At 68.5% G+C, this 26,541-nt stretch carries 23 protein-coding genes; 10 read left to right on the forward strand and 13 right to left on the reverse strand.

Going from position 1 to position 26,541, the window contains the following annotated elements:
• Nucleotides 1–161 precede the first annotated feature (161 nt).
• Genes ACV7GQ_RS16600 through ACV7GQ_RS16610 form a run of 3 tightly spaced genes read left to right on the forward strand, consistent with a single transcriptional unit; the run spans nt 162 to nt 3,329 of the window.
• On the forward strand, nt 162–1,007 hold the full coding sequence (locus tag ACV7GQ_RS16600; protein ID WP_470311317.1) for a CBS domain-containing protein: 846 nt from the start codon (nt 162–164) through the stop codon (nt 1,005–1,007).
• On the forward strand, nt 1,004–2,740 hold the full coding sequence (glyS, locus tag ACV7GQ_RS16605; RefSeq protein ID WP_470311318.1) for a glycine--tRNA ligase: 1,737 nt from the start codon (nt 1,004–1,006) through the stop codon (nt 2,738–2,740). The genes ACV7GQ_RS16600 and glyS overlap by 4 nt, the downstream gene beginning before the upstream one ends.
• Before the next feature lies 1 nt (nt 2,741).
• Complete coding sequence (locus ACV7GQ_RS16610) at nt 2,742–3,329, forward strand: dolichol kinase (protein WP_470311319.1); 588 nt, start codon at nt 2,742–2,744, stop codon at nt 3,327–3,329.
• Here the strand turns inward: ACV7GQ_RS16610 and ACV7GQ_RS16615 are convergent.
• Together ACV7GQ_RS16615 and ACV7GQ_RS16620 are read right to left on the reverse strand one after the other, a co-directional pair.
• Nucleotides 3,326–4,204, reverse strand: coding sequence for a UbiA family prenyltransferase (locus ACV7GQ_RS16615; protein WP_470311320.1), 879 nt, complete (start codon nt 4,202–4,204; stop codon nt 3,326–3,328). The two genes, ACV7GQ_RS16610 and ACV7GQ_RS16615, sit on opposite strands and share 4 nt — an antisense overlap.
• A gap of 66 nt (nt 4,205–4,270) precedes the next feature.
• Nucleotides 4,271–5,950: a histidine kinase N-terminal 7TM domain-containing protein gene (locus tag ACV7GQ_RS16620; protein ID WP_470311321.1), complete on the reverse strand. Its 1,680-nt coding sequence runs from the start codon at nt 5,948–5,950 to the stop codon at nt 4,271–4,273.
• Nucleotides 5,951–6,054: 104 nt separating this feature from the next.
• Here ACV7GQ_RS16620 and ACV7GQ_RS16625 point away from each other — a divergent pair, with 104 nt between their 5' ends.
• Both ACV7GQ_RS16625 and ACV7GQ_RS16630 read left to right on the forward strand, forming a co-directional pair.
• Nucleotides 6,055–8,538, forward strand: a complete 2,484-nt coding sequence (locus ACV7GQ_RS16625) for a DEAD/DEAH box helicase (protein WP_470311322.1) — start codon at nt 6,055–6,057, stop codon at nt 8,536–8,538.
• 88 nt (nt 8,539–8,626) lie between these two features.
• Nucleotides 8,627–9,187, forward strand: a complete 561-nt coding sequence (locus tag ACV7GQ_RS16630) for a redoxin domain-containing protein (protein WP_470311323.1) — start codon at nt 8,627–8,629, stop codon at nt 9,185–9,187.
• Nucleotides 9,188–9,209: 22 nt separating this feature from the next.
• Here ACV7GQ_RS16630 and ACV7GQ_RS16635 read toward each other — a convergent pair whose 3' ends face one another.
• Entirely contained in the window at nt 9,210–10,028 is an 819-nt protein-coding gene (locus ACV7GQ_RS16635) for an Sjogren's syndrome/scleroderma autoantigen 1 family protein (RefSeq protein ID WP_470311324.1), read from the reverse strand.
• A 108-nt stretch (nt 10,029–10,136) separates the two neighbouring features.
• Between ACV7GQ_RS16635 and mdh the strand changes: the two genes are divergently transcribed.
• Nucleotides 10,137–11,051, forward strand: coding sequence for a malate dehydrogenase (mdh, locus tag ACV7GQ_RS16640; RefSeq protein WP_470311325.1), 915 nt, complete (start codon nt 10,137–10,139; stop codon nt 11,049–11,051).
• A 38-nt stretch (nt 11,052–11,089) separates the two neighbouring features.
• On the opposite strand, the gene ACV7GQ_RS16645 is transcribed toward mdh, so the two are convergent.
• The 4 genes from ACV7GQ_RS16645 to ACV7GQ_RS16660 all read right to left on the reverse strand — a co-directional run bounded on the left by ACV7GQ_RS16645 (nt 11,090) and on the right by ACV7GQ_RS16660 (nt 13,038).
• Entirely contained in the window at nt 11,090–11,227 is a 138-nt protein-coding gene (locus ACV7GQ_RS16645) for a hypothetical protein (protein WP_470311326.1), read from the reverse strand.
• A gap of 71 nt (nt 11,228–11,298) precedes the next feature.
• Nucleotides 11,299–12,009: an OapC/ArvC family zinc-ribbon domain-containing protein gene (locus tag ACV7GQ_RS16650; protein WP_470311327.1), complete on the reverse strand. Its 711-nt coding sequence runs from the start codon at nt 12,007–12,009 to the stop codon at nt 11,299–11,301.
• On the reverse strand, nt 12,009–12,392 hold the full coding sequence (locus tag ACV7GQ_RS16655) for a DUF2073 domain-containing protein (protein ID WP_470311328.1): 384 nt from the start codon (nt 12,390–12,392) through the stop codon (nt 12,009–12,011). The genes ACV7GQ_RS16650 and ACV7GQ_RS16655 overlap by 1 nt, the downstream gene beginning before the upstream one ends.
• A gap of 4 nt (nt 12,393–12,396) precedes the next feature.
• A complete protein-coding gene (locus ACV7GQ_RS16660; protein WP_004590329.1) occupies nt 12,397–13,038 on the reverse strand; it encodes an Era-like GTP-binding protein in 642 nt (213 codons plus the stop codon).
• A 1,102-nt stretch (nt 13,039–14,140) separates the two neighbouring features.
• Here ACV7GQ_RS16660 and ACV7GQ_RS16665 point away from each other — a divergent pair.
• Nucleotides 14,141–15,697: a Cdc6/Cdc18 family protein gene (locus ACV7GQ_RS16665; protein ID WP_470311329.1), complete on the forward strand. Its 1,557-nt coding sequence runs from the start codon at nt 14,141–14,143 to the stop codon at nt 15,695–15,697.
• A 10-nt stretch (nt 15,698–15,707) separates the two neighbouring features.
• On the opposite strand, the gene ACV7GQ_RS16670 is transcribed toward ACV7GQ_RS16665, so the two are convergent.
• Nucleotides 15,708–16,394 (reverse strand): S24/S26 family peptidase, encoded by a 687-nt coding sequence (locus ACV7GQ_RS16670; protein WP_470311330.1) that lies wholly within the window; start codon nt 16,392–16,394, stop codon nt 15,708–15,710.
• Nucleotides 16,395–16,442: 48 nt separating this feature from the next.
• Nucleotides 16,443–17,129 (reverse strand): S26 family signal peptidase, encoded by a 687-nt coding sequence (locus ACV7GQ_RS16675; protein WP_470311331.1) that lies wholly within the window; start codon nt 17,127–17,129, stop codon nt 16,443–16,445.
• Between the two features lie 99 nt (nt 17,130–17,228).
• Here ACV7GQ_RS16675 and ACV7GQ_RS16680 point away from each other — a divergent pair, with 99 nt between their 5' ends.
• The gene (locus tag ACV7GQ_RS16680; protein WP_470311332.1) at nt 17,229–18,797 is read left to right on the forward strand and encodes a DNA-directed DNA polymerase II small subunit; all 1,569 of its coding nucleotides are present in this window, start codon (nt 17,229–17,231) and stop codon (nt 18,795–18,797) included.
• A 187-nt stretch (nt 18,798–18,984) separates the two neighbouring features.
• Complete coding sequence (locus tag ACV7GQ_RS16685; protein WP_470311333.1) at nt 18,985–19,437, forward strand: pyridoxamine 5'-phosphate oxidase family protein; 453 nt, start codon at nt 18,985–18,987, stop codon at nt 19,435–19,437.
• Here the strand turns inward: ACV7GQ_RS16685 and ACV7GQ_RS16690 are convergent.
• Entirely contained in the window at nt 19,423–21,249 is a 1,827-nt protein-coding gene (locus ACV7GQ_RS16690) for a sensor histidine kinase (RefSeq protein WP_470311334.1), read from the reverse strand. The two genes, ACV7GQ_RS16685 and ACV7GQ_RS16690, sit on opposite strands and share 15 nt — an antisense overlap.
• Before the next feature lie 169 nt (nt 21,250–21,418).
• Here ACV7GQ_RS16690 and ACV7GQ_RS16695 point away from each other — a divergent pair, with 169 nt between their 5' ends.
• Nucleotides 21,419–22,714 carry an O-acetylhomoserine aminocarboxypropyltransferase/cysteine synthase family protein gene (locus tag ACV7GQ_RS16695; RefSeq protein WP_470311335.1) on the forward strand — a complete coding sequence of 432 codons (1,296 nt, stop codon included), beginning with the start codon at nt 21,419–21,421 and terminating at the stop codon, nt 22,712–22,714.
• Nucleotides 22,715–22,860: 146 nt separating this feature from the next.
• Here the strand turns inward: ACV7GQ_RS16695 and serB are convergent, their stop codons facing one another.
• The 3 genes from serB to ACV7GQ_RS16710 form a co-directional block, all read right to left on the reverse strand.
• Nucleotides 22,861–23,493 carry a phosphoserine phosphatase SerB gene (gene serB, locus ACV7GQ_RS16700; RefSeq protein ID WP_470311336.1) on the reverse strand — a complete coding sequence of 211 codons (633 nt, stop codon included), beginning with the start codon at nt 23,491–23,493 and terminating at the stop codon, nt 22,861–22,863.
• 84 nt (nt 23,494–23,577) lie between these two features.
• On the reverse strand, nt 23,578–24,288 hold the full coding sequence (locus ACV7GQ_RS16705; RefSeq protein WP_470311337.1) for a DUF8071 domain-containing protein: 711 nt from the start codon (nt 24,286–24,288) through the stop codon (nt 23,578–23,580).
• Between the two features lie 72 nt (nt 24,289–24,360).
• Nucleotides 24,361–26,541 (reverse strand): ATP-dependent DNA helicase, encoded by a 2,181-nt coding sequence (locus ACV7GQ_RS16710; protein ID WP_470311338.1) that lies wholly within the window; start codon nt 26,539–26,541, stop codon nt 24,361–24,363.

Here is a 26,541-nt window from a genome sequence, read left to right on the forward strand (position 1 = left end):
GAAGGACGAGCGGGGGCGACGTCGGCCCGGACCTCGCCCGCACGGAGGGTGCATCGGCCCGGCGTCCCGCCGGCACGCGCCCTCGCCGAGGGGGCGGCGTCGGGGGGTGAAAACGGTGGATGTTAAGGACTTAGTAGGTGCGGGCAGGAAGTTTTGGCAGTATGAACGTCGCAGACGCCATGACGCCGCGCTCGGAGGTCGTCACGGTCGAGATTCCGGGCACCCGTGACGACGTGCTGGAGTACCTCCAGGAGCGGGCTTTCTCGTCCGTCCCCGTCATCAAAGAGACCGACGACGGCGAGGAGTTCCGCGGACTCATCTCGCGGGACGCCCTCATCGACCAGCCCGACGAGGACCAGTTGGCCCTGCTGGTCGAGGAGGTCCCGACCATCGGCGCCGAGGCCACCATCCAGGAGGCCGCCGAGCTGATGCTCACCGCGGGCGAGCGCCGCATCCCCGTCGTCGACGGTCGCCTCGAGGGTATCGTCACCATCACCGACGTGGTCCACGCCATCGCGAACGGCGACGTCGACGGAAGCGCCGTCGTCGGCGACCTCGCGCGCAGCGACATCAACTGCATCTACGTCGAGACGCCGCTGACCGTCGCCGAGCGCGAGCTGTCCCACGCCGAGGTGCCCTACGGCGTCGTCCTGGACGACGAGGGCGAGATGACCGGCATGCTCACGGAGGTCGACATCATCGAGGTGGCCCGCGTCGTCGAGGGCGAGGACGACACCGGCGAGTCCATCGCCAACGAGGACGACGAGTGGGCCTGGGAGGGCATCAAGGCCGTCGGCGGCCGCTACATGCCCACCCGGAACGTCGAGATCCCGGCCGAACCCGTCCGCGAGTTCATGACCGCCGACGTGGTGACGGTGAGCAAGCGCCTCACCGCCGAGGAGGCCGCCCAGTTGATGATAGAGCACGACATCGAACAGATTCCGCTCGTCGCGGGCGACGAGCTCGACGGCATCGTCCGCGACGTCGACCTGCTGGAGGGCCTATGAGCGAGGGCGAGCGCCTGACGGAACTGGCCAAGCGCCGGGGCTTCTACTTCCCCGCCGCCGGCGCGTACGGCGGCGCGGCCGGCTTCTGGACCTACGGCCCGCAGGGTGCGGCGCTGAAGTCGAACGTCGAGGAGGCGTGGCGCGACCGGTTCGTCGTCCGGGAGGGCCACCAGGAGATCTCGGCCCCCGACGTGATGCCCGAACCCGTCTTCGAGGCGTCGGGCCACCTCGACGGCTTCGACGACATGATAATCGAGTGCGCCGAGTGTGGCGCGACCCACCGAGCGGACCACCTCGTCGAGGACAACACCGACATCGAGGAGGCCGAGTCCCTTCCCAACGAGGAGGTCATGGACATCATCGCCGACCACGACATCGCCTGTCCGTCCTGCAACGCCTCGCTGGCCGGCGAACCCGTCGACAACTTCAACCTGATGTTCGAGACGAACATCGGGCCGGGCACCTCTTCGCCGGGCTACCTCCGCCCGGAGACGGCACAGGGCATCTTCGTGGAGTTCCCGCAGCTCTCTGAGTACGCCCGCAACCAGCTCCCCTTCGGCGTCGCCCAGATCGGGAAGGCCTACCGCAACGAGATTTCCCCGCGGAAGTCGCTGGTGCGCGTCCGCGAGTTCACGCAGGCCGAACTCGAGCACTTCGTCGACCCCGAGACGGACGACCCGCCGCTCTCGGAGGTCGAGGACGTCACCCTGCCGCTGTACGCCGGCGAGAGCCAGCAGGCCGACGACGGCGACGTCGAGCACCTGAACGTCGGCGAGGCCGTCGCGGACGGCGTCGTCACGAGCGACTGGGTGGCCTACTACCTCGGCGTCGCGAAGGGGTGGTACGAGCGCATCGGCGTCGACATGGACCGGTTCCGGTTCCGCCAGCACCTGCCGGGCGAACTCGCCCACTACGCCTCGGACTGCTGGGACGCCGAGGCCGAAATCGACGGCGACTGGATAGAGATCACCGGCTTCGCCTACCGGGGCGACTACGACCTCAAGAAGCACGCAGAGCACTCCGGCGAGGACTACACCGTCTTCAAGCAGTACGACGAACCGGTCACCGTCGAACGGCCGACGGTCGACCCCGACATGAGCTACCTCGGCCCCGAGTTCGGCGGCGACGCCCAGCGGGTGGCCGACGCGCTCGCGGCGCTGGCCGAGCGGAACCCGGAGGCCTTCGACGGCGACGAGGTGACCGTCGAGGTCGACGGCGAATCGTACGCCGTCCCGGTCGCGGAGACGAACTTCAGCGTCGAGGAGGTCACCGAGAACGGCGAGCACGTCCGCCCGCACGTGGTCGAGCCCTCCTTCGGCGTCGGCCGCCTCGTCTACACCGTGCTGGCACACGCCTACACCGAGGACGAGGTCGACGGCGAGGCGCGGACGTACCTCGACCTCCCGCCCGAACAGGCCCCGACGACCGTCGGCGTCTTCCCGCTGATGGACAAGGACGGGATGGCCGAGTACGCCCGCGAGATAGCCGGCGCGCTCCGCGAGGCCGGCCACTCGGTCACCTACGACGACTCCGGCGCCATCGGCCGCCGCTACCGCCGGCAGGACGAGATCGGCACGCCCTACTGCGTGACCGTCGACTACGAGTCCCTCGAGGAGGACACCGTCACCCTCCGCGAACGGGACAGCACCGACCAGAAGCGCGTCTCCATCGACGGCCTCGCGGAGACCCTAGAGCGCCTCACCGAGGGCGAGACGACCTTCGACGCCCTGTAAGATGGCCGACGAGGTCGCCCGCCGACTCGTCCACGTCACCGGGTCGGCGGTCCCGGTATCGCACCTGCTCGTGCCCGACCTCGTCACGTGGCGGGTCGTACAGGCGTTCCTGTCGGTGTGTCTGGTCGCCGTCGTCACGCTGGAGTACCTCCGTCTCTCGGTCGGCCTCGACTGGGCCATCTACGACCGTCTCACCCGCGAGTACGAACAGGACAACCCCGCGGGCTACGCGCTGTACATCGTCGGGATGGCCGTCGTCGCCGGTGCCGTCGCCGTCGGCCTGCCGACCACCGTGGCGGTGCCGGCGATGTTCATGCTCGCCATCGGCGACCCCATCAGCGGACTGCTCGGGTCCGCCGAGGCCAGCAACGTCAAGCAGGCGTGGGTGTTGCTCGTGATGTTCGGCGTCTGTACGCTGCTCGCGGCCCCGTTCGTCCCGCCGGCCGCGGCGGTGCTGGGCGGCGTCGCCGCGACGTTCGCCGACGGCGTCAAGCCCACCGTGGCGGGCTACGTCGTCGACGACAACTTCTCCATCCCCGTGCTCTCGGCCGCCGCGATGTGGGCGGGGCTGGCCGCCGTCCCGGTCTAGGCGAGGGCGAGTGCGACCAGTCCGAGCAGGAGGTACTCCCCGTCTTTGGCCAGACACAGCAGGTTCACAGCGTTCGTCTGCCCGAGAGACCACGTTATCGACAGCGAGAAGCTCACCACGGCGAGGCCGAACACCGCCGGGAGCGACGCGTCGGCGACCGGCGTGAGCGCGACCAGGACCGCGAGCGAGCACCCGTCGAGCGTCGCGAGCAGGCGGCGCGTCCGGCCGACCCCGAGGACGACCGGGAGCGTGTCGACGCCCGTCACGGCGTCGCCGACGACGTCGCGGACGTTGAACACCTCGACGGAGACGACCGACCGCAGGACGAAGAACAGACAGACCGCCGCCGCGAGCGGTCCGGGGGGCCGACCCGCGAGCACGAGCGGGAGCAGCGTCACCGTCACGCCCCACGCGACCGCCACGAGCGCGGTGTTGACGAGGAACACGTCCTTCAGTCGCCGCCGCCCGGGGGCCACCGGGACGCTGTACAGGACGGCGGCGCCGACCGGCACCAGCGCGACGGCGAGAGCGGCCGGGCCGCCCGCTGCGAGCGCCAGCGCGGCACCGACGAGGAGGCCGACGACGGCGAGGGCCGCGACCGCGGCCCAGTGGTCGGAGACGAACGCGGACCGCTCGGGACAGTTGATGCCGTCCTCGGCGACGTCGGCGAGGTCGTTGGCCGTGTAGATGGCGAAGGTGACGAACCCGACGACGACGGGCGCCGCCGGCGCGACCACCCCGAGGAGCGCCATCGCGAACGCCGTCTTCGCGGCCGCGACGACGCTCTGGACGACGCTGAGCTGCTGTGCCCACCACAGGCACCGGACGGCGGCGTCCCAGAGCGACGTGGTGCCGCGGTGACTGTGGGTGGACATGCGCGTCGACTACGCCCCCGGCGATGCGGTGGCCCGTACCCGGCGACGCGGGTCGGGGACCACGTGTCACGCCTCCAGTTCCGCCGGCGCACGGTCGAGCGTGAACGACACTTCGCTCCCGCCCGCCGGGCGCAGCTCGAAGGTCAGGTCGCGGCCGGACTGTTCGACGAAGCAGTAGACGAGCCACAGCCCGACGCCGGAGCTGTGCTGGAGCGGCGTCTCCCCCTCCTCGAGGATGCGCCGCTCCGTGTCGGGGATGCCCGGCCCCTCGTCGGTCACGGTGACGGTCACCGCGTCGCCGTCGACGGCGACGCTGACGGTCACCGACGGGTGAGGGTCCGGGTCGTGTTCGATGCCGTTCTCGACGAGGTTCTCGAGGGCCGCCTGGAGGCCGACCGTCGACCGGACGAACACCGGCTCGGGACAGGCGGCCGTCACCGTCGCCGCCGGGAACTGCTCCGAGTACCGGTCGACGACGGCCGCGACGGTGGCCGAGACGTCGGTCCGCGTCCGGTTCCGGTCGCTGGTGACGATGCGCTGTATCGTCCGGAGCTTCGCGCTCGTCTCCATGATGGAGCTGGCGCTGTCGTCGATGGCGTCCAGATGGGTCCGCCCGCGTTCGTCGACGAACTCCGCTAACACCTCCGCGTGGCCCATGATGGTGTTGATGCGGTTGGCCATGTTGTGTCGCAGGACCCGCGAGACGAGCTGCAGGTGGCGCTGTCGGCGCTCCTGGTCGGTGATGTCCGAGAGGACGACGGTCCAGCCGAGGTGGTGGGGTCCGTCGGTTATCGCGGACGTCTGGACCGAGAGGAACCGGTCGTCGTCGGTCCGAGGGGCGAACTCCGTCCGCCCGCCGTCGGCGTCCTCGAACCACTCGTCGGCGTCCTCGACGACCCGTTCGAGCGGGTCGTTCCGGTGGTCGGCGAGCGACGGCAGGAACGCCGCGGCCGTGGGGTTGAAGTCGCGGATGCGGCGCTCGGCGTCGAGGATGACCATTCCCTCGCTGCTCTGCTCGACGGCCGTGTCGCGGGCCAGCGGCACGATGTCGAAGAAGTCCAACTGGATGGACCACGTCGTCGCGATGCCGAACAGCGCCAGCCCGATGGGGGTGTAGTCGAGCCCCGGAATCGGGGCACTGTCCAGGAGCGAGACGACGTTGACGAACAGCGGGAGCGCACTCCCGAACGTGACGAGCAACACCGACTCGGTGCTGTACCGGCTCCGGAGGTGGATGCCGAGCAGCGCGTACACCGCGAGGCAGTACAGCCCGTACGAGAGGAAGACGTAGAGGAAGTACAGCGGCCCCAGTCCCGTGTGGACGAGGTGCGGGAACACCGCCGTCGACAGGTCGATCCCCTCCCAGAACAGGTGGTGGAGCGGGTTCGTGAGGATGCCGAGCCCGAGACCGACCAGTAGCATCACCGCGTACGCGACGAAGACGGAGCGGCGATGCCAGTCGCGGCCCGTGTACTGGGACGCGAACACGAAGAAGACGAGGACGAACAGCACCCCCAGCGGGAGTTCGAGCGCGACCAGCAGGCGTTCGACCGGGGCCGGCGAGACGATCTTCGCGGCGGCGGCGAACGACCACACCGCCGTCAACGCCAGCAGGGCGGTGAACGAGCGGACGCCCCGGATGCCGGTCGGATAGGTCCGGAGATACAGCGTGAGCGCGGCGAGGGACAGCCCCGAGACCGCGAAGAACGCGACGAGTGCGATCTCGACCGGGCCGGTCACCGTCATGCCGTATTGATTATCAGAAGATGAAATAATACCTTCGTCCACGCCGTTTCACTTCCACCACGCTACCTGAACCCTTAACCACCGCCGGGGCCAACGCCACGCCAATGGCGACCACCGACGCCAAGTCCGGTGGCGAGTACGTCACGGAACCGCTGGTCACCGACGGCCTGCTCGAGAACCGTCGGTACCAGGTCGAACTCGCCGACACCGCCGACGACACCCACGCCCTCGTCTGTCTCCCCACCGGCCTCGGCAAGACGACCGTCTCGCTGCTCGTGACCGCCCGACGCCTCCACGCCGTCGGCGGCACCGCGCTCCTGTTGGCGCCGACGAAACCGCTGGTCCAGCAACACGCCGAGTTCTACCGCGAGGCGCTGACCATCCCCGACGACGAGATCGTCGTTTTCACGGGTGAAGTCAGGCCCGACGACCGGGCGGAGCTGTTCGAGAGCGCCCGGGTCGTCATCGCGACGCCGCAGGTCGTCGAGAACGACCTCGTGGGCAACCGCATCGACCTCTCGGGGGTCACGCACTGCACGTTCGACGAGTGTCACCGCGCGACCGGCGACTACGCCTACAACTACATCGCCGACCGCTACCACGCCGACGCCGACGACCCGCTGGTCACCGCGATGAGCGCCTCGCCCGGCGACGACGAGGAAGCCATCCTCGAGGTCTGTGAGAACCTCGGTCTCTCGGAGGTGACGGTGATGACCGAGGACGACGCCGACGTCGCCGAGTACACCCACGACACGAGCGTCGAGTGGCAGCGCATCGAGCTGCCGGAGGTGGTGATAGAGATACGCGACGCCGTCAACGAGGTGGTCGCGGACCGCCTCGAGCAGTTGAAGGAACTGGGCGTCACCAACAAGTCCTCGCCGGACCTCTCCGAGCGGGAGATCCAGGGGATGCAGGCCGAATTGCGGAAGCTCATGGACAACGACCAGAGCGAGGGGTATCAGGGGATGAGCCTGCTCGCGGAGATCCGGAAGCTCCGGACCGCGGTCACCTACGTCGAGACCCAGAGCGTCGAGTCCCTGCGGCGGTACTTCGAGCGCCTGAAGGAGGCCGCCCGCTCGTCCGGCGCGTCGAAGGCCGACCAGCGCCTCGTCAGCGAACCCAAGATCCGCGAGGCGATGCGCAAGGCCAACGCGTACGACGACCTGCACCCGAAGTTCCGCCAGACGCGGATGTTGCTCGCCGAGACGCTCGGCATCGAGAACGGCGAGCGAGTCATCGTCTTCACCGAGTCACGGGACACCGCCGAGACGCTTGTGGACTTCCTCTCGGACCACTTCCAGACCGAGAAGTTCGTCGGGCAGTCGGACACCGACGGCAGCGAGGGGATGACCCAGACCGAGCAACAGGACACCCTCGACCGCTTCCGGAACGGCGAGTTCGAGGTGCTCGTGTCGACCTCCGTCGCCGAGGAGGGCCTAGACGTGCCGGAGGTCGACCTGGTGATGTTCTACGAGCCCGTCCCGACAGCCATCCGCGCCATCCAGCGGAAGGGCCGGACCGGCCGGCAGGCCGAGGGTCGTGTCGTCGTGTTACTCGCCGAGGATACCCGTGACGAGGCGTACTTCTGGAAGGCTCGGAACGACCAGAAGCGGATGAAACGAGAGTTACAGAACCTCAAGAGCGTCGCCGGCGAACTGGAGGCCGAACTCGGCCAGACCGGCCTCGACGAGTACGAGGACGCCGAGGGTGGCGGGGCCGCCAGCGAGACGCCCAGCGAGCGTGAATCAGCTGAGGCAACGGAGGACGGTCCGGCCGGAGCCGGGGGCGAGAGCGACCCCGGCGACAGCGCCGGGAGCACGGCCGACGACGGGCAGGCCGGCCTCGACGCGTTCGCCGGCGAGGACGTGGCCGAGGAGACCGGGACCGACGCCGACGACATGGAGGGAACCGTCGCGACGGCCGACGGCGACGCGGAGACCGTCGAGATAGTGGCCGACCAGCGCGAACTCGACTCGACCATCGCCCGTGACCTCTCGACCCGTGACGGCGTCGAGACGCGGCTGGAGACGCTGGCGGTCGGGGACTACGTCCTCTCGGACCGGGTGGTCGTCGAGCGAAAGACCGTCGCCGACTTCATGGACACGCTGACCGGCGGCGACCGGTCGATGTTCGAGCAGGTCGGCGACGCCACCCGCCACTACGCCCGCCCGGTCGTCGTCGTCGAGGGCGAGGACCTCTACGGCGCCCGCAACGTCCACCACAAGGCCATCAACGGGGCGCTGGCCTCCCTCGCTGTCGACTTCGGCGCCAGCGTGATGCGCACCGCGGACGAGGCCGAGACGGCCGACCTCCTGGAGGTCATCGCCGGCCGGGAACAGGACGAGGGCGACCGCGAGGTGAGCGTCCACGGCGAGAAGCAGTCGAAGACGCTGGCCGAGCAACAGGAGTACGTCGTCACCTCCGTCGCGGAGGTCGGCCCGGTGACCGCCCGGAACCTGCTGGCCCACTTCGGGAGCGTCGAGGCGGTGATGACCGCCGACCGCGAGGCCCTGCTGGACGTCGAGGGCATCGGCGACGTGACCGCCGACCGGATCCGTGACGTCGTCGGCGGCGACTACGAGCCCTGACCACCGACGGGAACGGGACCGCCGTCCGGTACACGGATAGAAACGTTGAAGCAATTGTACATCAACCCTGTATCCGGGGGAGAGACTGGTGACAGACCCGACGTTCCGTAGCGACCGCGCCTTCGAGTTCGAGTGCGACAACGTGGGTGAGGGGAGCGAGACGCTGACCGCCGAGTCCCTCGCGGCCGACCACGAGTACGTCCTGATGGTTCTCCTTCGCGACCACTACTGTCCGCTGTGCCGGGACCTAGTCGGCCGTCTCGCCGACCGGTACGCGGAGTTCGCCACGCGGGGAGCCGTCGTCGTCCCGGTGTTGCCCGACAGCCACGAGCGGGCGCTGGTGTGGCACCGGCGCTACGACCTCCCGTTCCCGATGCTCGCGGACCCGGACGACGACGTCCGGACCGACTGCCCGAGGGGGGACCCACCCGACGAGTACGACACGTTCGCGCCGCTCCAGCGGGCGCTCCCGGGTCTGCCGGGCGTCGCACTCTTCGCGTGTGTGGACGAGAGTCTCCGACTCGTCGCCGGATACACCGGAGCGAACCAGCGGGAGGCACCGTCCATCGACTCGCTTCTCGAGGGCGTCGACGCCCGCCGGAATGGGGACGCCGTCGACCCCGTCGACGGACTCCGCGCCGACGACTGACCGCCCCGACGGCCGACCCCGCTCAGAACGTCGCCGCGTCGAGGGCCTCTGCGGCCTCGCGGGCGGCCGCGAGGTGTTCGCGTGCCTCTCTCGGGTCGTCTGCCGCCGCCGCCCGTTCGGCGAAGCGCCGGACCGTCTCGGCCAACAGCGACTCCGCGGCGGCGAGGTCCGCGCGGACGTCGCTCCGGGACCCGCCACCGGGCGCGGTTCGAGTGGAAACGTCCGGGTCAGACCGCTGGCCCGAGCGTTCCTCGCGGTCGGGAGACCGCCGCGACGGGGACGCTGGCTGGCGTGTGGCGGCGCCACGCTCGTCCGCGGCTCGGTCGCCCCCCGCTTCGTCTGGAGTCCGGGCGGGGTCGGCAGAGGGCACCTCGCGCCGCGGCTCTGTCGACGGCTCCGTCTGCCGGTCGGCGGGACGGGTCTGGCCCGAAGGCTCTGTGTCCGCCCCGGCCTCGGCCTCGTTCCGGGCCTGTTCGTCCGCCTGGGCTCCCGAGTCGCTCGCCGCGTCGTCGGCACCGAACTGGACGCGGGCCTCGTCGCTCGGGTTCGCCACCTCGATGTGGTCGCCCGACTGGCCGTCGGCGGACTGGTCGCCCTCGTCGTCGGTCCCGTCTTCCGCCTCGCTTTGCTCGCGTGTGATGGGCTTCTGGCAGGTGGGACAGAACTCCTGCCCGTCGTAGCGGAAGATGGGGTCCCCACAGTCCGAGCAGTGGGCGTTCGTCATCGTGGCCCCCTTCAACAGGAGTTCGCTCATCTGCTCGGTGGCCGCGCGCTGTTCCTCCTCTTCCTCGAACTTCTCGCGGAGTTTCTCGCGTTCGGCTTCCTTGTCGAAGTCGCTCATACGCGTACCAACGCCGTGGCGCTGAAAACCGTTTTCGGGTGCGGTCAGCGACCCGTGGAGGGGGGTTTCGACACGTTTAACGTTCGCGCGAGAGGCGTTCCGAATGGTATGACAAAGGTAAGCGTAGTCGGCGCGGCCGGAACGGTCGGCGCCGCGGCAGGGTACAACATCGCGCTCCGCGACATCGCGGACGAAGTCGTCTTCGTCGACATCCCGGACAAGGAGGAGGACACCATCGGGCAGGCCGCCGACACGAACCACGGCATCGCCTACGACTCCAACACGACGGTCCGTCAGGGCGGCTACGAGGACACCGCCGGCTCCGACGTCGTCGTCATCACGGCCGGCATCCCGCGCCAGCCCGGTCAGACCCGCATCGACCTCGCGGGGGACAACGCCCCCATCATGGAGGACATCCAGTCCTCGCTGGACGAGCACAACGACGACTACGTCTCGCTGACCACCTCCAACCCCGTCGACCTGCTGAACCGCCACCTCTACGAGGCCGGCGACCGCTCGCGCGAGCAGGTCATCGGCTTCGGCGGTCGACTCGACTCCGCGCGGTTCCGCTACGTCCTCTCGGAGCGCTTCGACGCCCCGACCCAGAACGTCGAGGCGACCATCCTCGGCGAACACGGGGACGCGCAGGTCCCCGTCTTCTCGAAGGTGCGCGTCGACGGCACCGACCCCGAGTTCGACGGCGACGAGCGCGAGGAGATTCTGGGCGACCTGCAGGAGTCCGCGATGGACGTCATCGAGCGCAAGGGCGCGACCGAGTGGGGTCCGGCCCGCGGGGTCGCCCACATGGTCGAAGCCATCGTCCGCGACACCGGCGAGGTCCTGCCCGCCTCCGTCAAGCTACAGGGCGAGTTCGGTCACGAGGACACCGCCTTCGGCGTCCCCGTCCGACTCGGCTCGAACGGCGTCGAGGAGATCGTCGAGTGGGACCTCGACGACTACGAGCAGGACCTGATGGCCGAGGCGGCCGAGAAGCTCTCCGACCAGTACGACAAGATCGAGTAAGCCGCGTTCGCAGTCCCGCTTCCGTCCCCGCTCGGGACTCAGGCGTGCTCGGACTGCTCTTCCAGCACGTCGGTCTCGTCGGCGTGGTTCCGCGACTCCTCGGCGATGTCCGCACCGAGGAGCGACGCCCACTCGTCGAGATGTGTGCCCGTCCGTCGGTAGTTCCGGTGTGTCATGGTCGTACGCGATTCATCTCCGCGGCGTTATATAACGATTGTGCCGGGTGCGACCCGAAGAATGAGGGGGGTTACTCGCGGAACGACTCCGGGACCTGGATGGAGTAGCGCCCGTCCTCCTGTAGCGCGACGATGTACTCCTCGCGGTCGTACAGCTCCATCAGGTTGAGCTCGTACTGGCCCGGTTCGAGGACCTTGATGGACTCGAACTGGTCGTTGAGCTCCTCGCGGAGTTCCTTGAGGTCCGGGCGCTCCGTCTCCTCGGGTTCCTCCGGCGGGTCCGGGTCGGCGCCGACGGGCTGGAAGTGGTGTTCGTCTTCGGCGTCCGACTGTGGCTCCTGTGGGAGTTCGTCCGGCGTCACCACGTCCGCGCGGGCGCTCGCCTGCGCGGCGTCCTCGGTGTCGGGCCGCTGGGCCTCGACCTCCCGACGCGTCGCCGCCTCGCTCCGGTCCGTCCCGGCCGACGTCTCCTCGGTACCGGCGGTTCCAGTGGAACTGGCGGCCCCGTGGTCGGCACCGGCGCTCGGGTCGTCGCCCCCGTTACCGCCGACGATGTCACGGACCGTCGCTGCCGTCTTTCCGACGGTGCGGGCGACGGTGCTGTCGGCCCCCGGCGGCTCCGGTGGCTCCGGTGGCTCCGCGTCCGGGTCCGGCGGACTCGAACTGTCGACGCCGTCGGGCCGGAACTGGAACTTGTTGCCGCCACAGTCCGGACACCCCGACAGCATCTCCTTCGAGCCGTCGTCGAACGCGCGGCCGCAGTTCGTGCACTGGTGTGGCATTATTTCCGGGAGACGAGCGCGCTGATGAGGGTTTCGTCCTTGTGGAGCGTCTCTATCTGGTTGGCCGGACCGATGACGGTCAGTTTCTTCGTCGACTCCTTCCCCATGATGCGGTCCAGGATGCTCTGGTCCGCCGTCTCCGATTTGGGGTAGGTCTCTATCTCGATGCCGTTGAACTCGTCGGGGCTTATCTCGGTCATCGTCACCTCGATGAGACGGGACTCCTCGTCGGGGGAGAGCCCCTCTTCGAGGATGACGATGTTGCCGTCACGCACCCCGTCTAGGATGACGCGTATCTTCTCCATCGAGGCGAGGCCGTCCATCCGTTCGCCGCTGATGAGGTCTATCTGCACGCCGTCGTCGGGGCCTTTTATCTCTGGCATGGAATCACCCGAAGTACTCCGCTATCTTGTCGTAGACCTCGTCCATGTTGTCGCCCTCGAGCGCGGAGAGCGGGATGGTCTCGTGTTGCGGGTAGGCGTTCCGGATCCGCTGGACCGACGACTCCTCCAGGTCTATCTTGTTGGCGAGAATCAGCACCGGGAGGTCCTGACTCTCGATGATGCCGATGAGCATCGTGTTGACCTGCGTGAACGGGTCCGTCGCCGAGTCGAGGACGTAGATGACGCCGTCGACGTCCTCGCGAAGCCAGTGCATCGCTTCCGCCACCCCTTCGGTGGCTTCGCGGGAGCGACGAACGGCGTCGTCTTTCTCCATGTCGTGTTCCAGGAACTCGGTGTAGTCGACCTTCGTCGTCACGCCCGGCGTGTCGACGATGTCGATGGTCACCTTCTTCCCGTCCCGTTCTATCTCGACGTTCTCCTTCCGGCGCGCGCGGCGGGTCTCGTGTGGCACGTGACTCTCCGGGCCGACGGCGTCGCCGGTCCAGTCGCGTGCGATACGGTTCGCGAGCGTCGTCTTCCCCGCGTTCGGCGGACCGTATATCCCGATGCGCTTCGGGTCTTCTTCGGAGAACAGCGTCGATGCTGCCCGTGAAATGCTGTCTTTGAGGTTTGTTAGCAGTCCCATCCTATCCTCCCGCCGCCCGGACTTGCCGGTTTGGCGGCTTCTGCCCGTAGAAGAAAGGCGAATTCACTTAAGGCTACGTCAGACAAGCATAAATTTTTAGAGAGGATGTGGAAGGGTACTATGAACGTCTAGCTGACACGTAGTCGGTCGTCCGAGTAGGACATCGGAGCGAGACGTGACGACTCGTCCGTCGTGGTGCTGTGGATTACGCGTGCACGGGAAACGGAGGCGGTCGGGCACGGAGAGATAGCAGCGCTCCCCGCGGCCACGGCAAGTACCCGCGACACACCCGAGCGGTCGAACGGAGCTCGACGAACGGCCGGTGAGGAACGGAGGGGAAGCGGTGGGGAGGAGGTAGCCCCCCACCCCTTCGTTTCAGGTGGAACCGCGAACACGCCCGGGGTGGACGGCGACGAGCGGGCACGCGACGGGAGGGAGTGGGCCATCCGCGAGGAGCGAGACTAGTGTATTCCCGGCCGAGCGGCGTCTAGACACCACTCTAGAACAGATGTAACACTCTAGTTGTTTCTTTGTCTAGGGTGCGGCTTTGGTTTTTGTGTATATGTATTAAATCTTTCCTAGTCTAGAGCGGTCCCGTCCGACCGCTCACCCCCCACCCTGCCTCTTAGGCCGTTCCACCCGAAACGAAGGGGTGGGGGGGTCCATCCGAACTGTCGCCTCCTAGCCAGGTCGTCGGACTGTACTGTCGGAACGAGACACTTACTCGCGCGCTCGTCCACTGTGCCCGTGGCCCATCCCCTACCGCTGACCTCCCCCGAGTTCGCCTGCAACCGCGTGCATCCTCGCTACCGCGCCGGTGCATGGATGGGGTACATCGAGGGTAAGCCGTGATTATCTCGGTACCTGACCGGCCTGGACTGGAGCCGCTCGCTTGGTGTGGAGGGGGTCTCTTCACGTGGACCCACGGCCACGATGCGACCGAAATGTTTAATATCGCCTCACCCACGGGTTCATGTGGTTCAACTGGACGCACCCGAGAGCGTTGACACTCGCTATCGATAGCGAAGACGTGGTCTTCACGTCCGCTCTTCGGGAGTCTCCGTCGCGCTCCACTCGAAACAAGGGGGTTGTGCTCTCGACTATGACCGACTCACTCGACGACTCGGACGCCGGGCCCGACACATCGGAGGACTCGGAGTACGAACTCTCGTCCGACGACGACGCGGCCGACGCCCCGTCCTCTCAGACGCCGGACCTGGACGACGTCGTGCTCGACAACCTCGAGACCGGGAGTAGCGACGACTCCGACGAGGCCTCCCGTGGCCTGTTCGACGACCTGCTCGAGGGCGAGCCCATCTTCGAGAACAAGGAGGTGCTGCGCCCCTCCTACACGCCGCACAAACTCCCGCACCGCGAGGAGCAGATAAACAACATGGCGACCATCCTCGTCACGGCACTCCGCGGTGACACCCCCTCGAACATCCTCATCTACGGGAAGACGGGGACGGGGAAGACGGCCAGCGCGAAGTTCGTCAGCGAGGAACTGGAGACCACCTCCCAGAAGTACGAGGTCCCGTGTGAGGTCGAGTACATCAACTGCGAGGTGACCGACACCCAGTACCGCGTCCTCGCCCAGCTCGCGAACAAGTTCATCAACAAGAACGTCGACGTCATCGACGACCGCATCGAGACGCTCGAGGACACGCTCTCTCGCGCACGCGAGGACGCCGCCGCACTCGAGGGGACGGAGTTCGACAGCGTCGACGCGCTCGAGGCCGAGATCGACGCGCTCGAAGCCGACAAGGAAGACTTCGAGGAGGTCCCGATGACCGGGTGGCCGACCGACCGGGTGTACTCCTCCTTCTTCGACGCCGTCGACTACCACGAACGGGTCGTCGTCATCATGCTCGACGAGATCGACAAACTCGTCGAGAAATCGGGCGACGACACGCTGTACAACCTCTCGCGGATGAACTCTGAACTGGAGAACTCCCGCGTGTCCATCATGGGCATCTCCAACGACCTGAAGTTCACCGACTTCCTCGACCCCCGCGTCAAGTCGAGTCTCGGCGAGGAGGAGATCGTCTTCCCGCCCTACGACGCCAACCAGCTGCGCGACATCCTGCAGGCCCGGGCCGACGTCGCGTTCAAGGGGAGCGCCCTCTCGGACGACGTCATCCCGCTGTGTGCGGCCTTCGCCGCACAGGAACACGGGGACGCCCGCCGGGCGCTCGACCTCCTCCGGACGGCCGGGGAACTCGCAGAACGCGACCAGACCGACCAGGTCGAGGAGGACCACGTCCGACAGGCCCAGGAGAAGATAGAGCTCGACCGGGTCGTCGAGGTCGTCCGCACCCTGCCGACCCAGTCGAAGATCGTCCTCTTCGCCATCATCCTCCTCGAGAAGAACGGGGTCCGCAACATCAACACCGGCGAGGTGTTCAACATCTACAAGAACCTCTGTGAGGAGATCGACGCCGACGTGTTGACCCAGCGCCGGGTGACGGACCTCATCTCCGAGTTGGACATGCTGGGTATCGTCAACGCGGTAGTCGTCTCGAAGGGTCGCTACGGCCGGACGAAGGAGATCTCGCTGTCGGTGCCGACCGAGGAGACCGAAGCGGTGCTGCTCTCGGACTCGCGACTCGGCGACATCGACGACGTCCAGCCGTTCGTGCAGGCGCGCTTCGACAACTGACGGCGGGCGGCTACGCGCCGGCGACGGTCTCGTTCTCCGCGTCGACCGACGCCTCGACCGCGGAGACGCGTGCGGCCTGGTTCCAGCCGAGTCGGATCTCCCCGAGCAACGGCACGCGCCACTCCGCGGTGCCGATGACCCACGCGGGCCTGACCGGGTCGCTGATGGGACTGGACCCGACCTGGTCGTAGCGCCGGTTGTTGTCGCCTTTGGTGATGAACCCGTCGTGGGGGGCCGGACAGTTGGTGAGCTCGCGGCAGTCGTCCGCGACGCCGATGGCGTCGGGGTCGGCGCGGTCGTACCAGTTCTCGCCGTCCTCGACGTACAGCATCGCCCGATGGATGATGGGTGTCGTCCCGTTGTTCCCGTCGGGCGCGTAGACGATGACGTCGCCCGGGCGGCTGAACCGGACGTAGCGCTCGCCACGCGCGGCGGTGACGACGCCGTCCTGTGCGTTGGCCCCGGCGAACCGCTCCTCCTCCATGACGAAGACGAGGTCGCCCTTCTCGATGTGGGGGTCCATGCTGGGGCTCTCGATGGCGACGAGCGGGGGCCAGACGCCGCTGACGGCGAACAGCAGCAGGCCGACCAGCAGGACGGCGCCGGCGCTCCCGACCATGTCGGTCACGTACACCAGTACACCCGCGCCGTCGTCGCCACCGTCGTCGCTCGCCGACGGACGGTCGTCGCCGGACATGCTACCGGGACTACCGGGAGGCGGACAATCAACGTTCCGTTGTGTGACCTACGCCCCCGTCGGTCGCGGTCCGGCGAGCAGGTGGCCGGACTGGAGTCGAAGCCACCCGAGGCCCGGAATCCGGAGTTCGGCCGTGCCGACGACCCACTCCGCGCGGACGACCGTACTGGTCCCCGTCGCCTGGTCGTAGGCCCCGTTGAAGTCCCCCTTCGTCACGAACCCGTCGTGCGGGGCGGGACAGTTCCGGAGGTCGGCACAGCCGTCGGCGGTGCCGACAGCGTCGGGGTCGGCGCGGTCGTACCAGTTCTCGCCGTCCTCGACGTACAGCATCGCCCGGTGGATGACGGGGGTCCGCCGTGGGTCGCCGTCGGGCTCGAAGACGATGACGTCGCCGTGTTCGCCGAAGGTCACGTAGTCCGCCTCGCGCCCGGCCTCGGCGGTGACCACGCCGTGCTGGGCGTCCGGGCCGGGGAACCGGTCCTCCGCCATGATGAACACCATGTCACCGGTGTCGATGTTCGGGGTCATGCTCCCGCTCTCGATGGCGACCAGTGGAGGCCAGACGCCGCTGACGGCGAACAACAGCAGGCCGACGAGGAAGACGGCGCCGACGCTCGTCCCGACGTCGCGGACGTACGCCGAGAACCGGACGCCGTCACCGCCGTCGTGGCCGCTCCGAGCGCTCGGGCCGCTCGTCGGAGGGTCGTCGTCGTCGGCCGACACGTCGGGGTCCATCCGTACCTCGGCTTGTCAGCACCACGGCATCAATGTTGTGTCGGCCCGCGTCGTCTGTCGGTCCGCTACGTTTTTGCCCGCCGACGCGGAGTAGCTAACGTGCCGCTCTCGACGCCGGCCCGCATCGTCAGCGAACTCGCCAGCCGCGGCTACAACGCGGAACGCGACGCGGTGACGAAACTGGCCGACGCCCCGGAGCCGGAGCGCGCGCTCGACCGCGCACTGGAAACGATGCCGGACGACGCGCTGAAACTCACCGCCGACCACGTCGACGCGGCGCTCGACCGCGGCGAATCGAGGGCCGACGCGACGGCGGCCGGTCGCCCGACGGCCGACGGAACGACCGACCCGGACGCTACGGCAGACCCCTCTGTTTCGACTGGAACAGACGCTCCCTCGTCGCCGGACACGGGCGGGGACGTTCCACTGGAAACAGGGGGGTCTCGCGACGTCGACCTCTCGAAGCGGGCCATCGAGGTCGCCAACGACATGACCGGCAACTCCACGGGCACCGGGGAGTACAGCGACTTCGTCTCGGTGTTCCGGGACCGCTACGAGAAACTCGCGAGCAAACTCCGGGGCCGCGTGAACCACCGCCCGACCGACGCCATCCAGAACATGAGCGGCGGCAGCGAGGCCGCGCTCATCGGGATGGTCTCGGACATCCGCTCGACGGCCAGCGGCCACTGGCTGGTCGAACTCGAGGACACGAACGGCACCTTCCCCTGCCTCGTGATGAAAGACCGGCCTATCGCGGACCTGGTCCAGCAGCTCCTCTTAGACGAGGTCATCGCCGTCGACGGGACGCTGGCCGACGACGCCGGCATCCTCTTCGTCGACTCGCTGCACTTCCCGGACGTCCCCCGGACCCACTCGCCGTCGACGGCCGACCGCCACGTGCAGGCGGCGCTCATCTCCGACGTCCACGTCGGCAGCCAGGAATTCATGGCCGACGCGTGGCACCGCTTTACCGACTGGCTCCACAGCCCCGAGGCCGAACACGTCGAGTACCTCCTCGTCGCCGGCGACATGGTCGAGGGCGTCGGTATCTACCCCGACCAGGACGAGGAACTGGACATCGTCGACATCTACGAGCAGTACGAGCGGTTCTCGGAGTACCTCAAGGAGGTGCCCGGCGACATGGAAATTCGGATGATTCCGGGCAACCACGACGCCGTCCGCCTCGCGGAGCCACAGCCGGGCTTCGACGAGGAACTGCGAGACATCATGACCGCCCACGACGCGCAGGTCCACTCCAACCCCGCTCTCGTCACGGTGGAGGGGGTCACCGTCCTGATGTACCACGGCGTCTCGCTGGACGAGGTCATCGCCGAGCTCCCGGACGAGGAGGCCAGCTACGACGAACCCCACAAGGCGATGTACCAGCTCCTGAAGAAGCGCCACGTCGCCCCGCAGTACGGCGGCCACACGCGACTCGCACCGGAGGACCGGGACTACCTCGTCATGGAGGAGGTGCCCGACGTGTTCCACACCGGCCACGTCCACAAGCTCGGCTGGGGGAAGTACCACAACGTCCTCGCGCTGAACTCGGGGTGCTGGCAGGCCCAGACCGACTTCCAGAAGTCCGTCAACATCGACCCCGACGCCGGCTTCGCCCCGATTCTGGACCTCGACACGCTGGACATGACGGTTCGGAAGTTCACCTGACGCCCGCTCGCTCGCGGGCCACGCGCCCCGGCTCGACGAGGGACGCAGACGGACGGTCGGCGCGGGTCGCCCGACGGTGGGTCGCGACACGGCAGCGGCGGCGGGTCGGACGTTCGTACCAGATACGTACCAGTACACCCCCTGTTTCCACTCCAACCTATTTGCCTCGGGCGGTGGACACGCAGCCATGGACGTCGTCGAGAACACGCTCGACACCTCGCTGGAGGAGTTCCTGGCTCGCCCGCTGTTCTGCTTCCTCGCGCAGTCGTCGCCGACCGGGCCCCGCGTCTCGCCCCTGTGGTTCCACTGGGACGGGGAGGCGGTGTGGCTCGTCGCCATGGAGCACGGTCGCTCGTACCCCGACCGAGTCCGCGAATTCCCCGACTCGGCCCTCGCCGTCGTGGACTTCGACCCGGCATCGGGGGGTGTCGAACACGTCGGGATGCGCGGGACGGCGACCCTCGAACCGTTCGACGCCGACGTGGCCGGGCGGCTCCTGGAGGCGTATCTCGGACCCGACCGGGACGCGTGGGACGAGCGGTTCCGCGACCTCGACGGCGACGGCTACGGCCTCGTCAGGTTCGACCCGGCGACGGTCGTCGCCCGCGACCAGTCGTACGCAGGGTCACTCGACCGCTGAGGGGTCGGCGTCGGGCGTGGTGACGTCGCCGAACTCGAACCGGGCGCCGCCCTCGTCGCTCTCTCCGACAGTGACGGTCCAGCCGTGTGCGTCCGCGATGGTCTTGACGATGGCCACGCCGAACCCGGCGTCGTCGCCCGTCGCGGACTCGAACAGGGTGTGGCGCTGGTGTTCGGGGATGCCGGGGCCGTCGTCGGTGACGTAGAACCCCTCGCGGTCCGGGAGCGGTCCGACGGTGACGGTCACCGAGGGCGCGCCGTCGTCGGCCTGCGGACCTGTCGAGCCGTGCTCGACGGCGTTCCGGAAGAGGTTCTCGAACGCCTGTCGCAACCGCGTCTCGTCCGCGAGGAGCGTGCCGACGCCCGGTTCGACCTCGAGTGTGGCGGCGCCCGTCTCGGTCGTCTGCCACGCCGCCCGGGCGACCACCGCGACGTCGACGGCCACCGTCTCCCCGACGACCTTCCCCTCCCGGGCCAGCGTCAGGACGTTCTCGGCGAGCTCCTCGGCCCGTTCGAGCGCGTGTTCGGCCGCGTCGAGGTGCGTGGCGTCGCCGTCCTGTCGGGCGAGTTCGACGTGCGCGGCGGCGATGCTCAGGGGGTTCCGGATGTCGTGGGTCACGACGCTCGCGAACTCCTCGAGCCGTTCGTTCTGGCGCTCCAGTTCCTCCCGATAGGCGGTCCGGTCGGTGACGTCGCGGAACACGGTGACGGTGCCGGCGAACGTCCCGTCGTCGAGCGGGAGCAGGCCTATGTGGGTGTCGAAGAGGCGCTGGTCGCCGTCCGCGGTCTGTACGGGGACGGCGTCGATAGTCGCCGTCTCGGCGTCGGTCTGCGAACTCAGGAGCCGGCTGACGATGTCGTCGTAGGCGTCGGGAATCCACTCGGGGACGTGTCCCGCCTCGATGAGGGGCTCGTACTCCGTCCCCTCTATCTCCTCGGGCGTCGCTCCCATCACGTCCGCGAACACGTCGTTGACCCAGAGGAACGTCCCCGTCTCGTCGAGGACGTGGATGCCCACCGGCACCGTCTCGACGATTCGCTCGTACAGCTCCAGTTCCGACTTCCGGGCCTCCCGTTCGGTGACGTCCCGGGAGTTGATGACGATGGCCTCCAGCTCCGGGTCGTCGAGCCGGTTCCGACCGATGGATTCGAGGGTCCGGTAGTCGCCGTCGGCCGTCCGGAACCGATAGGTGACCCGGCGCGTCTCGCCGGCCGAACTCCGCAGCGCGTCGAAGAAGTCGGCGACCCGGTCCCGGTCGTCCGGGTGGACCTTCGCTATCGGGTCCTCGCCGACGACGTCGCCAGGCTCGTACCCCAGGGTGTCGGTCACGGAGTCGTTCACGTGGCTCAGGTGGCCCGCCGGGTCGTACGTCGCGATGATGTCCGAGGAGTACTGGACCAGCTTCTCGTGGTGGTCCATCGACGCCGTCTCCTCGGCCGGTTCGACGACCGCGGAGACCGCCTCGGCGACGTCCTCGGCGGCCGGGTCCGGCTCGTCCGCCGGGACGTACCGGTCGACCCCCGCCGCGACGGCCTCGGCGGCGAGGGTCTCGCCCCCGTCGAAGGCCACGAGGACGAACGGCTCGGTACACGCACCCCCGCTGTGGCGCCGCAGCAGGTCCAGCCCGCTCCCGTCCGGGAGGTCGACGGTGCTGACGACGCAGTCGATGCCATCGTGGAGGTGTCGCTCCGCCGCCGTCACCGAGTCGACGTCCCTGACAGTCACCGCAGGCGACGCTCGGAGTCGCCGGCCGACCCCGGCCTGTGACGGCGCCGAGACCAGGAGGACTGTCGTCTCCCGGGGGACAGTCATACCGTACGCATCGCACTACTGAGTGATAACTCTTTGAATAATCATGCTGGTCGAACCGGGACCGAACCAGTTCGGACCGGGGCGGGAATATCACCGCTATCTCGGATTCGAGGGGTGTCTCGCCGCCGTAGACTGGACTTAAGAGGGTCGCCCGTTACTACTCCGGTGTATGAGCGACGACGACCGCGGATTCGAGACAGACGCCCTCCACGTAGGGCAGGAAGAACCGGACGCAGAGGCCCGTGCTCGGGCACCGCCGCTGTACCAGACCACCTCGTACGTCTTCGAGGACGCCGAGGACGCCGCCGCACAGTTCGCGCTCGAGAAGCCGGGCCACATCTACTCCCGGCTGATGAACCCCACCGTCGGGATGCTCCAGGAGCGACTCGCCGCGCTCGAGGGCGGTGTCGGGGCCGTCGCCACCGCCTCGGGGATGGCGTCGCTGAACCTCGCGACGTTCCTGCTGGCGGACGTGGGCGACAACGTCGTCACGGCCTCCTCGCTGTACGGCGGCACCTACACCTACTACACCCACACCGCACCTCGCAACGGCGTCGAGACCCGCTTCGTCGACACGCTGGACTACGACGCCTACGAGGAGGCCATCGACGAGAACACGGCCTACGTCCACTGCGAGACCATCGGCAACCCCGCGCTGGTCACGCCCGACTTCGAGCGGCTCGCGGACATCGCCCACGACCACGGTGTCCCCTTCTTCGTGGACAACACGTTCGCGACGCCGTACCTCTGCAACCCCATCGAACACGGCGCGGACCTCGTCTGGAACTCCACGACGAAGTGGATCCACGGCCACGGCACCACCGTCGGCGGCGTCCTCGTCGACGGCGGCTCGTTCCCGTGGGACGAGTACGCGGAGAAGTACCCCGAGATCGCCGGCGACAACCCCGCCTACCACGGCGTCAACTTCCGCGAGCGGTTCGGCGACGCCGCGTTCACCTACGCCGCCATCGCCCGCGGGCTCCGGGACCTGGGCTGCCAGCAGTCCCCCTTCGACGCCTGGCAGACGATGCAGGGCCTAGAGACCCTGCCGACCCGGATGGACCGCCACTGCGAGAACGCGATGGCCGTCGCGGAGTTCCTGGACGACCACCCGGAGGTGTCGTGGGTCACCTACCCCGGACTCGAGGACCACGAGACCCACGAGATGGCGTCGAAGTACCTCGACGGCGGCTACGGCGGCATGATCACGTTCGGCCTCGCGGACGGCTACGACGCCGCCCGGACGACCGTCGAGTCCACCGAGATCGCCAGCCTGCTGGCGAACGTCGGCGACGCGAAGACGCTGGTCATCCACCCGGCCTCGACCACCCACCAGCAACTGACCGACGAGGAGAAGGCAGCCGCGGGCGTCACCGACGACATGGTGCGCCTCTCGGTCGGGACCGAGTCCGTCGAGGACATCAAGGCCGACCTCGACCAGGCCATCGCGCAGGCGACCGAGTAACCAGTCGCCAGCCCCGCTCGACCCGGCACGGACGGGCACGCGGTGCTGTGTCGCGTCCGACGGGTCGCGAGCAAGATGCTGCGCGGCGGTGCGAGCGCTGCCGTCGGCGTGACCGCCGCTGTCGGGACTGAACCTCGGGTAACGGCCTACAGAATCCCCCTCTCCTCGAAGAGGTCCTGCAGCTCGGCCATCGTCGAGGCCGTCACGTCACACGCAGGTTCGACGGCTGGTTTCGGTTCGAACCCGACCGCGAGGCCGGCGACTTCCAGCATCGGTAGGTCGTTGGCGCCGTCGCCGACGGCGACGGTCCGGTCGCGGTCCTCGCCGACGATGGCCGTCGCCACCTCCAGCGCGTCGTCTTTCGTCCCCTCGATGAGCGGCCCCTCGACGGTGCCGGTGAGCTTCCCGTCCGCGACGGGGAGGCGGTTGGCGACGATGGCGTCGACCTCGACCCCCTCCTTCGCGAGTGCGGCCTCGACGCCACGCTCGAACCCGCCGGTGAGGATGGCGACGTAGTGGCCCGCCTCCCGGAGCGCGGCGATGACGTCGGCCGCGCCGGGGCGCAGTTCCACCTCGTCGAAGGCGGCCTGGGCCTGCTCGTCGGGCAGGGCCTCCAGCAGCGCACAGCGCTGGCGCAGGCTCTCGGCGTACTCGATTTCGTCGTTCATCGCTCGCTCGGTGATAGAGGCCATGTCCTCGGCAGTGCCGTTCTGGTTGCCGAGCAGGACGGTCATCTCGGAGTCCGAGAGGGTCCCGTCGAAGTCGAACGCGACTAGCATTGCTCGGGTGTTCTACGCGGGGGGTTTTCTAACCCACCTTTTCGGTCGGAACCCGGGCTTAGGGCGTCGGCGTGGCTCCGCGAGTCAGGCTTGCTCGGTCGGTCGGAAGGGGTCACCGGTGTCGGTGAGGACGGCCCCGACGCGACGGAGGCCGACGCCGAGGAGGAAGCCACAGACCGCGAGGGGCACGCCGAACACGACGCCGACGGAGACGGCGTACACGACGGCCTCGGGCAGCGAGACCACGGCCGTCCCGCCGCCGTACGTCCCGACGGTCGTCCCGTAGCGCGTGAGCGCCGCGCCGAAGACCGGGGCAGTGACCAGCGCGCCCGTCGGGAGGAGTCCGGAGTTCACCCCGGCGCTCACCGCACCGAGCCCGACGAGCGCGGCGGCGGCGAGGAAGACGCCGAACGCGGGGTCCGTGCCGTCCCACGTCCCCGACACCAGGTCGACGAGGGCGCCGTAGCCGACGTTCGCGCCGACCCACCACGCCGACCCGAGCGCCAGCGGCACCGCGAGCAGGGCCACCGACAGCGAGAGCGACGGGCGACGGCCGAGCAGTGCGTCCCGAACCGGCCCGGCGACGACCTGCCGGACCGGTCCGGCGAACAGGCGACGGCCGCGACAGAACCCGGTTCGGGTGGCCGAGCGGAACCGTTCGGTGGCGGCGAGGAGCGCGTTCCAGGCCACCGCCGTCGCCGCGCGGGCCGTCGTGACGACCAACGAGAGGGCGGCGAGCGAGAACTTGCGAGCGGTCGCACAGCTACGTCGGAGGGAGGACCGTGGAGGGCACATCACGCTCCACACGTCGAAGCATCGACATGTTAAACTTTCCGTCCATCCCGCCTATGACGCTTCCGGACCGGGTCAGGGCTTCGGCGGCGGGCCGTCGTAGGCGTCCATGTCCTGATAGAAGTTCAGCAGGGCGAACTTCAGCTTCTCCGGGCCGATGTCGACCATCTCGCGGCGCTCCTCGGGTGGGAACGTCCCGCGGACCGCGTAGTCGTGCATCTCCATCTCGGCGCCTTCGGTGTAGCGCTTGTCCAGCAGGACCCGGGCGCCGAAGTCCTCCGGCGAGCGGACGACCCGACCCAGGGCCTGTCTGGTCTTGCGCACGGTGGGGATCTCGACGGCGTAGCGCCACCCGGCCTCCTCGGTGTCCTCGTCGCCGAACGCGGTGGCGTAGGCGTCCTGTACCGCCTCCATCCGGTCGTCGAGATGCGGGTAGGGGACGCCCAGGACGACGACGGTGCGGGCGTCGTCGCCGTCGTAGCTCACCCCCTCGCCGAGGGTGCCCCACAGCGAGGTGAAGAGGACGGCGCCGTCGTCGTCGGTGAAGGCCTCGCGGAGGTCGCGGGCCTGCGTGCCGGGTTCGTCCAGATAGCGGGTGCCGCTGACGGCGACCATGTCGTGGTACCGCTCGGCCTCGCTGTAGGACGGGCAGAACACGAGGGTGTTCCCCGGCGTGAAGCGGATGACGTCCTCCAGCGTGCGGGCGATGGTCCGCTGTGTCTCGGGGTCGTCACGCTCGCTCGAGAAGAGCGCGGGCCCGTCGACGGCGTAGGTCCGCCGGTGCGCCTCGGGGAACTGCGCGCCGTAGGCCATCGTCACCGGGTCCTCCAGCCCCACCACGTCCTCGGTCACCTCGAACGGTCGCAGGGTGGCGCTCATCAGGATGGCCGCGTGCAGGTCGTCGAACAGGTCGCGGGTCACCTGCTCGGGGATACAGGTGTACAGTTCCGCGCGGCCGTAGACGTCGCCGCTGCTCTCGTCACGGCGGACGCTCACGACGGGGTACTGCCCGGCGGCGTCCGACTCGGCCAGCCAATCGGAGAGGAAGGCGGCGGCCTGCAGGGTCTGACACTCCTTGCGGGTGTCGAGTTCCCCCTCCTTGAACTGCTCCTCGTAGGTCGCGTCGAGTTCCCGGCCCAGTTCGACGGCGTGGTCGACCTCCTCGTGGAAGCCGGGGCCGGTGTACTGCTGGAAGAACGCGAGGGTGAGGTCGTCCTTCCTGTCGTCGTTGGCGACGGTGACGTCGTCCCAGTGCTCGTCGACGGCCTCCCGGTCCCCGAAGCCGAACGAGTCCTCGTAGGTCTCCACGAGAGCGTCCCGGAACGTCTCCAGGACGTTCGCCGCGTTCTCGGCGCGGGCGTCGTCGGCGTTCTCCAGTTCGTCCAGCGCCTGGTCCAGCGTGTTCTCGGTGAGGGTACGCCGGGCGTGGTCGCGGGCCGCCGACTCGACGTTGTGGGCCTCGTCGAAGACGGCGACGACGTCCTCGGGCTCCCGGCCCAGCCACCGGAAGAACTGCTCGCGGATGGTGGGGTCCAGCAGGTGGTGGTAGTTACACACCACGAGGTCGACCCCGTCCATCCCCTCTTTCAGCAGTTCGTAGCCGCACATCCCCTGCTGTTCGGCGTACTCGTAGACGTCGTCGGGGGTGCGTACGTCGTCGTACAGCCACGCGTAGAAGTCGGTGGTGTCGACGGTGAGGTTCCGGTAGTAGTGGTCGCAGGTCGACCGCTCGCTCTCCAGTTCGTCGCGTTGCTCCTGTAGGTCCCGCAGTTCCTCGATGACGGCGCTTCTGGCCTCCATCGCCTCGCCGTCGCCCGACTGGCCCGCTTCGAGCAACTCCCCCTCGCGCCGTTCGAGGTCGGCGATGTCGCCCTCGACGTCGACCAGTTCCCGGGTGGTGTCCCGCAGGGCCTGACACTCCTCGTAGTCGACGTCGATGTGACACATCGACCCCTTGCCGCGGAAGACGACCGCCCGCAGGTCCTCGTGGTCGGTGATGGCGCGGGCGTCCTCGACGAACTGGCGCATCTGCTGGTGGACGTTCGTCGTGATGACCACCGTCTTGTCCGTCTCGCGGGCGTGTTCCAGCGCCGGGACGAGCGAGGCCAGCGTCTTGCCGGTGCCACAGGCCCCCTCGAAGAGGACGTCCCGGCCGTCGTCGAGGGCGTCGTAGATGGTGGCCATCGCCTCGCGCTGGTGGTCGTACGGCTCCTCGTAGGGGAAAAAGCGGAGGTAGCCGTCGTCTGTCGTCGCCAC

It is taken from the genome of Haloarcula sp. MBLA0163 (genome assembly GCF_055632435.1).

Excerpts from the sequence above, each read along its gene's own strand:
- ACV7GQ_RS16600 (WP_470311317.1), top strand. The coding sequence starts at position 162 with ATGAACGTCGCAGACGCCATGACGCCGCGCTCGGAGGTCGTCACGGTC.
- glyS (WP_470311318.1), top strand. The coding sequence starts at position 1,004 with ATGAGCGAGGGCGAGCGCCTGACGGAACTGGCCAAGCGCCGGGGCTTC.
- ACV7GQ_RS16610 (WP_470311319.1), top strand. The coding sequence starts at position 2,742 with ATGGCCGACGAGGTCGCCCGCCGACTCGTCCACGTCACCGGGTCGGCG.
- ACV7GQ_RS16615 (WP_470311320.1), bottom strand. The coding sequence starts at position 4,204 with ATGTCCACCCACAGTCACCGCGGCACCACGTCGCTCTGGGACGCCGCC.
- ACV7GQ_RS16620 (WP_470311321.1), bottom strand. The coding sequence starts at position 5,950 with ATGACGGTGACCGGCCCGGTCGAGATCGCACTCGTCGCGTTCTTCGCG.
- ACV7GQ_RS16625 (WP_470311322.1), top strand. The coding sequence starts at position 6,055 with ATGGCGACCACCGACGCCAAGTCCGGTGGCGAGTACGTCACGGAACCG.
- ACV7GQ_RS16635 (WP_470311324.1), bottom strand. The coding sequence starts at position 10,028 with ATGAGCGACTTCGACAAGGAAGCCGAACGCGAGAAACTCCGCGAGAAG.
- mdh (WP_470311325.1), top strand. The coding sequence starts at position 10,137 with ATGACAAAGGTAAGCGTAGTCGGCGCGGCCGGAACGGTCGGCGCCGCG.
- ACV7GQ_RS16645 (WP_470311326.1), bottom strand. The coding sequence starts at position 11,227 with ATGACACACCGGAACTACCGACGGACGGGCACACATCTCGACGAGTGG.
- ACV7GQ_RS16650 (WP_470311327.1), bottom strand. The coding sequence starts at position 12,009 with ATGCCACACCAGTGCACGAACTGCGGCCGCGCGTTCGACGACGGCTCG.
- ACV7GQ_RS16655 (WP_470311328.1), bottom strand. The coding sequence starts at position 12,392 with ATGCCAGAGATAAAAGGCCCCGACGACGGCGTGCAGATAGACCTCATC.
- ACV7GQ_RS16660 (WP_004590329.1), bottom strand. The coding sequence starts at position 13,038 with ATGGGACTGCTAACAAACCTCAAAGACAGCATTTCACGGGCAGCATCG.
- ACV7GQ_RS16665 (WP_470311329.1), top strand. The coding sequence starts at position 14,141 with ATGACCGACTCACTCGACGACTCGGACGCCGGGCCCGACACATCGGAG.
- ACV7GQ_RS16670 (WP_470311330.1), bottom strand. The coding sequence starts at position 16,394 with ATGTCCGGCGACGACCGTCCGTCGGCGAGCGACGACGGTGGCGACGAC.
- ACV7GQ_RS16675 (WP_470311331.1), bottom strand. The coding sequence starts at position 17,129 with ATGGACCCCGACGTGTCGGCCGACGACGACGACCCTCCGACGAGCGGC.
- ACV7GQ_RS16685 (WP_470311333.1), top strand. The coding sequence starts at position 18,985 with ATGGACGTCGTCGAGAACACGCTCGACACCTCGCTGGAGGAGTTCCTG.
- ACV7GQ_RS16690 (WP_470311334.1), bottom strand. The coding sequence starts at position 21,249 with ATGACTGTCCCCCGGGAGACGACAGTCCTCCTGGTCTCGGCGCCGTCA.
- ACV7GQ_RS16695 (WP_470311335.1), top strand. The coding sequence starts at position 21,419 with ATGAGCGACGACGACCGCGGATTCGAGACAGACGCCCTCCACGTAGGG.
- serB (WP_470311336.1), bottom strand. The coding sequence starts at position 23,493 with ATGCTAGTCGCGTTCGACTTCGACGGGACCCTCTCGGACTCCGAGATG.
- ACV7GQ_RS16705 (WP_470311337.1), bottom strand. The coding sequence starts at position 24,288 with ATGTGCCCTCCACGGTCCTCCCTCCGACGTAGCTGTGCGACCGCTCGC.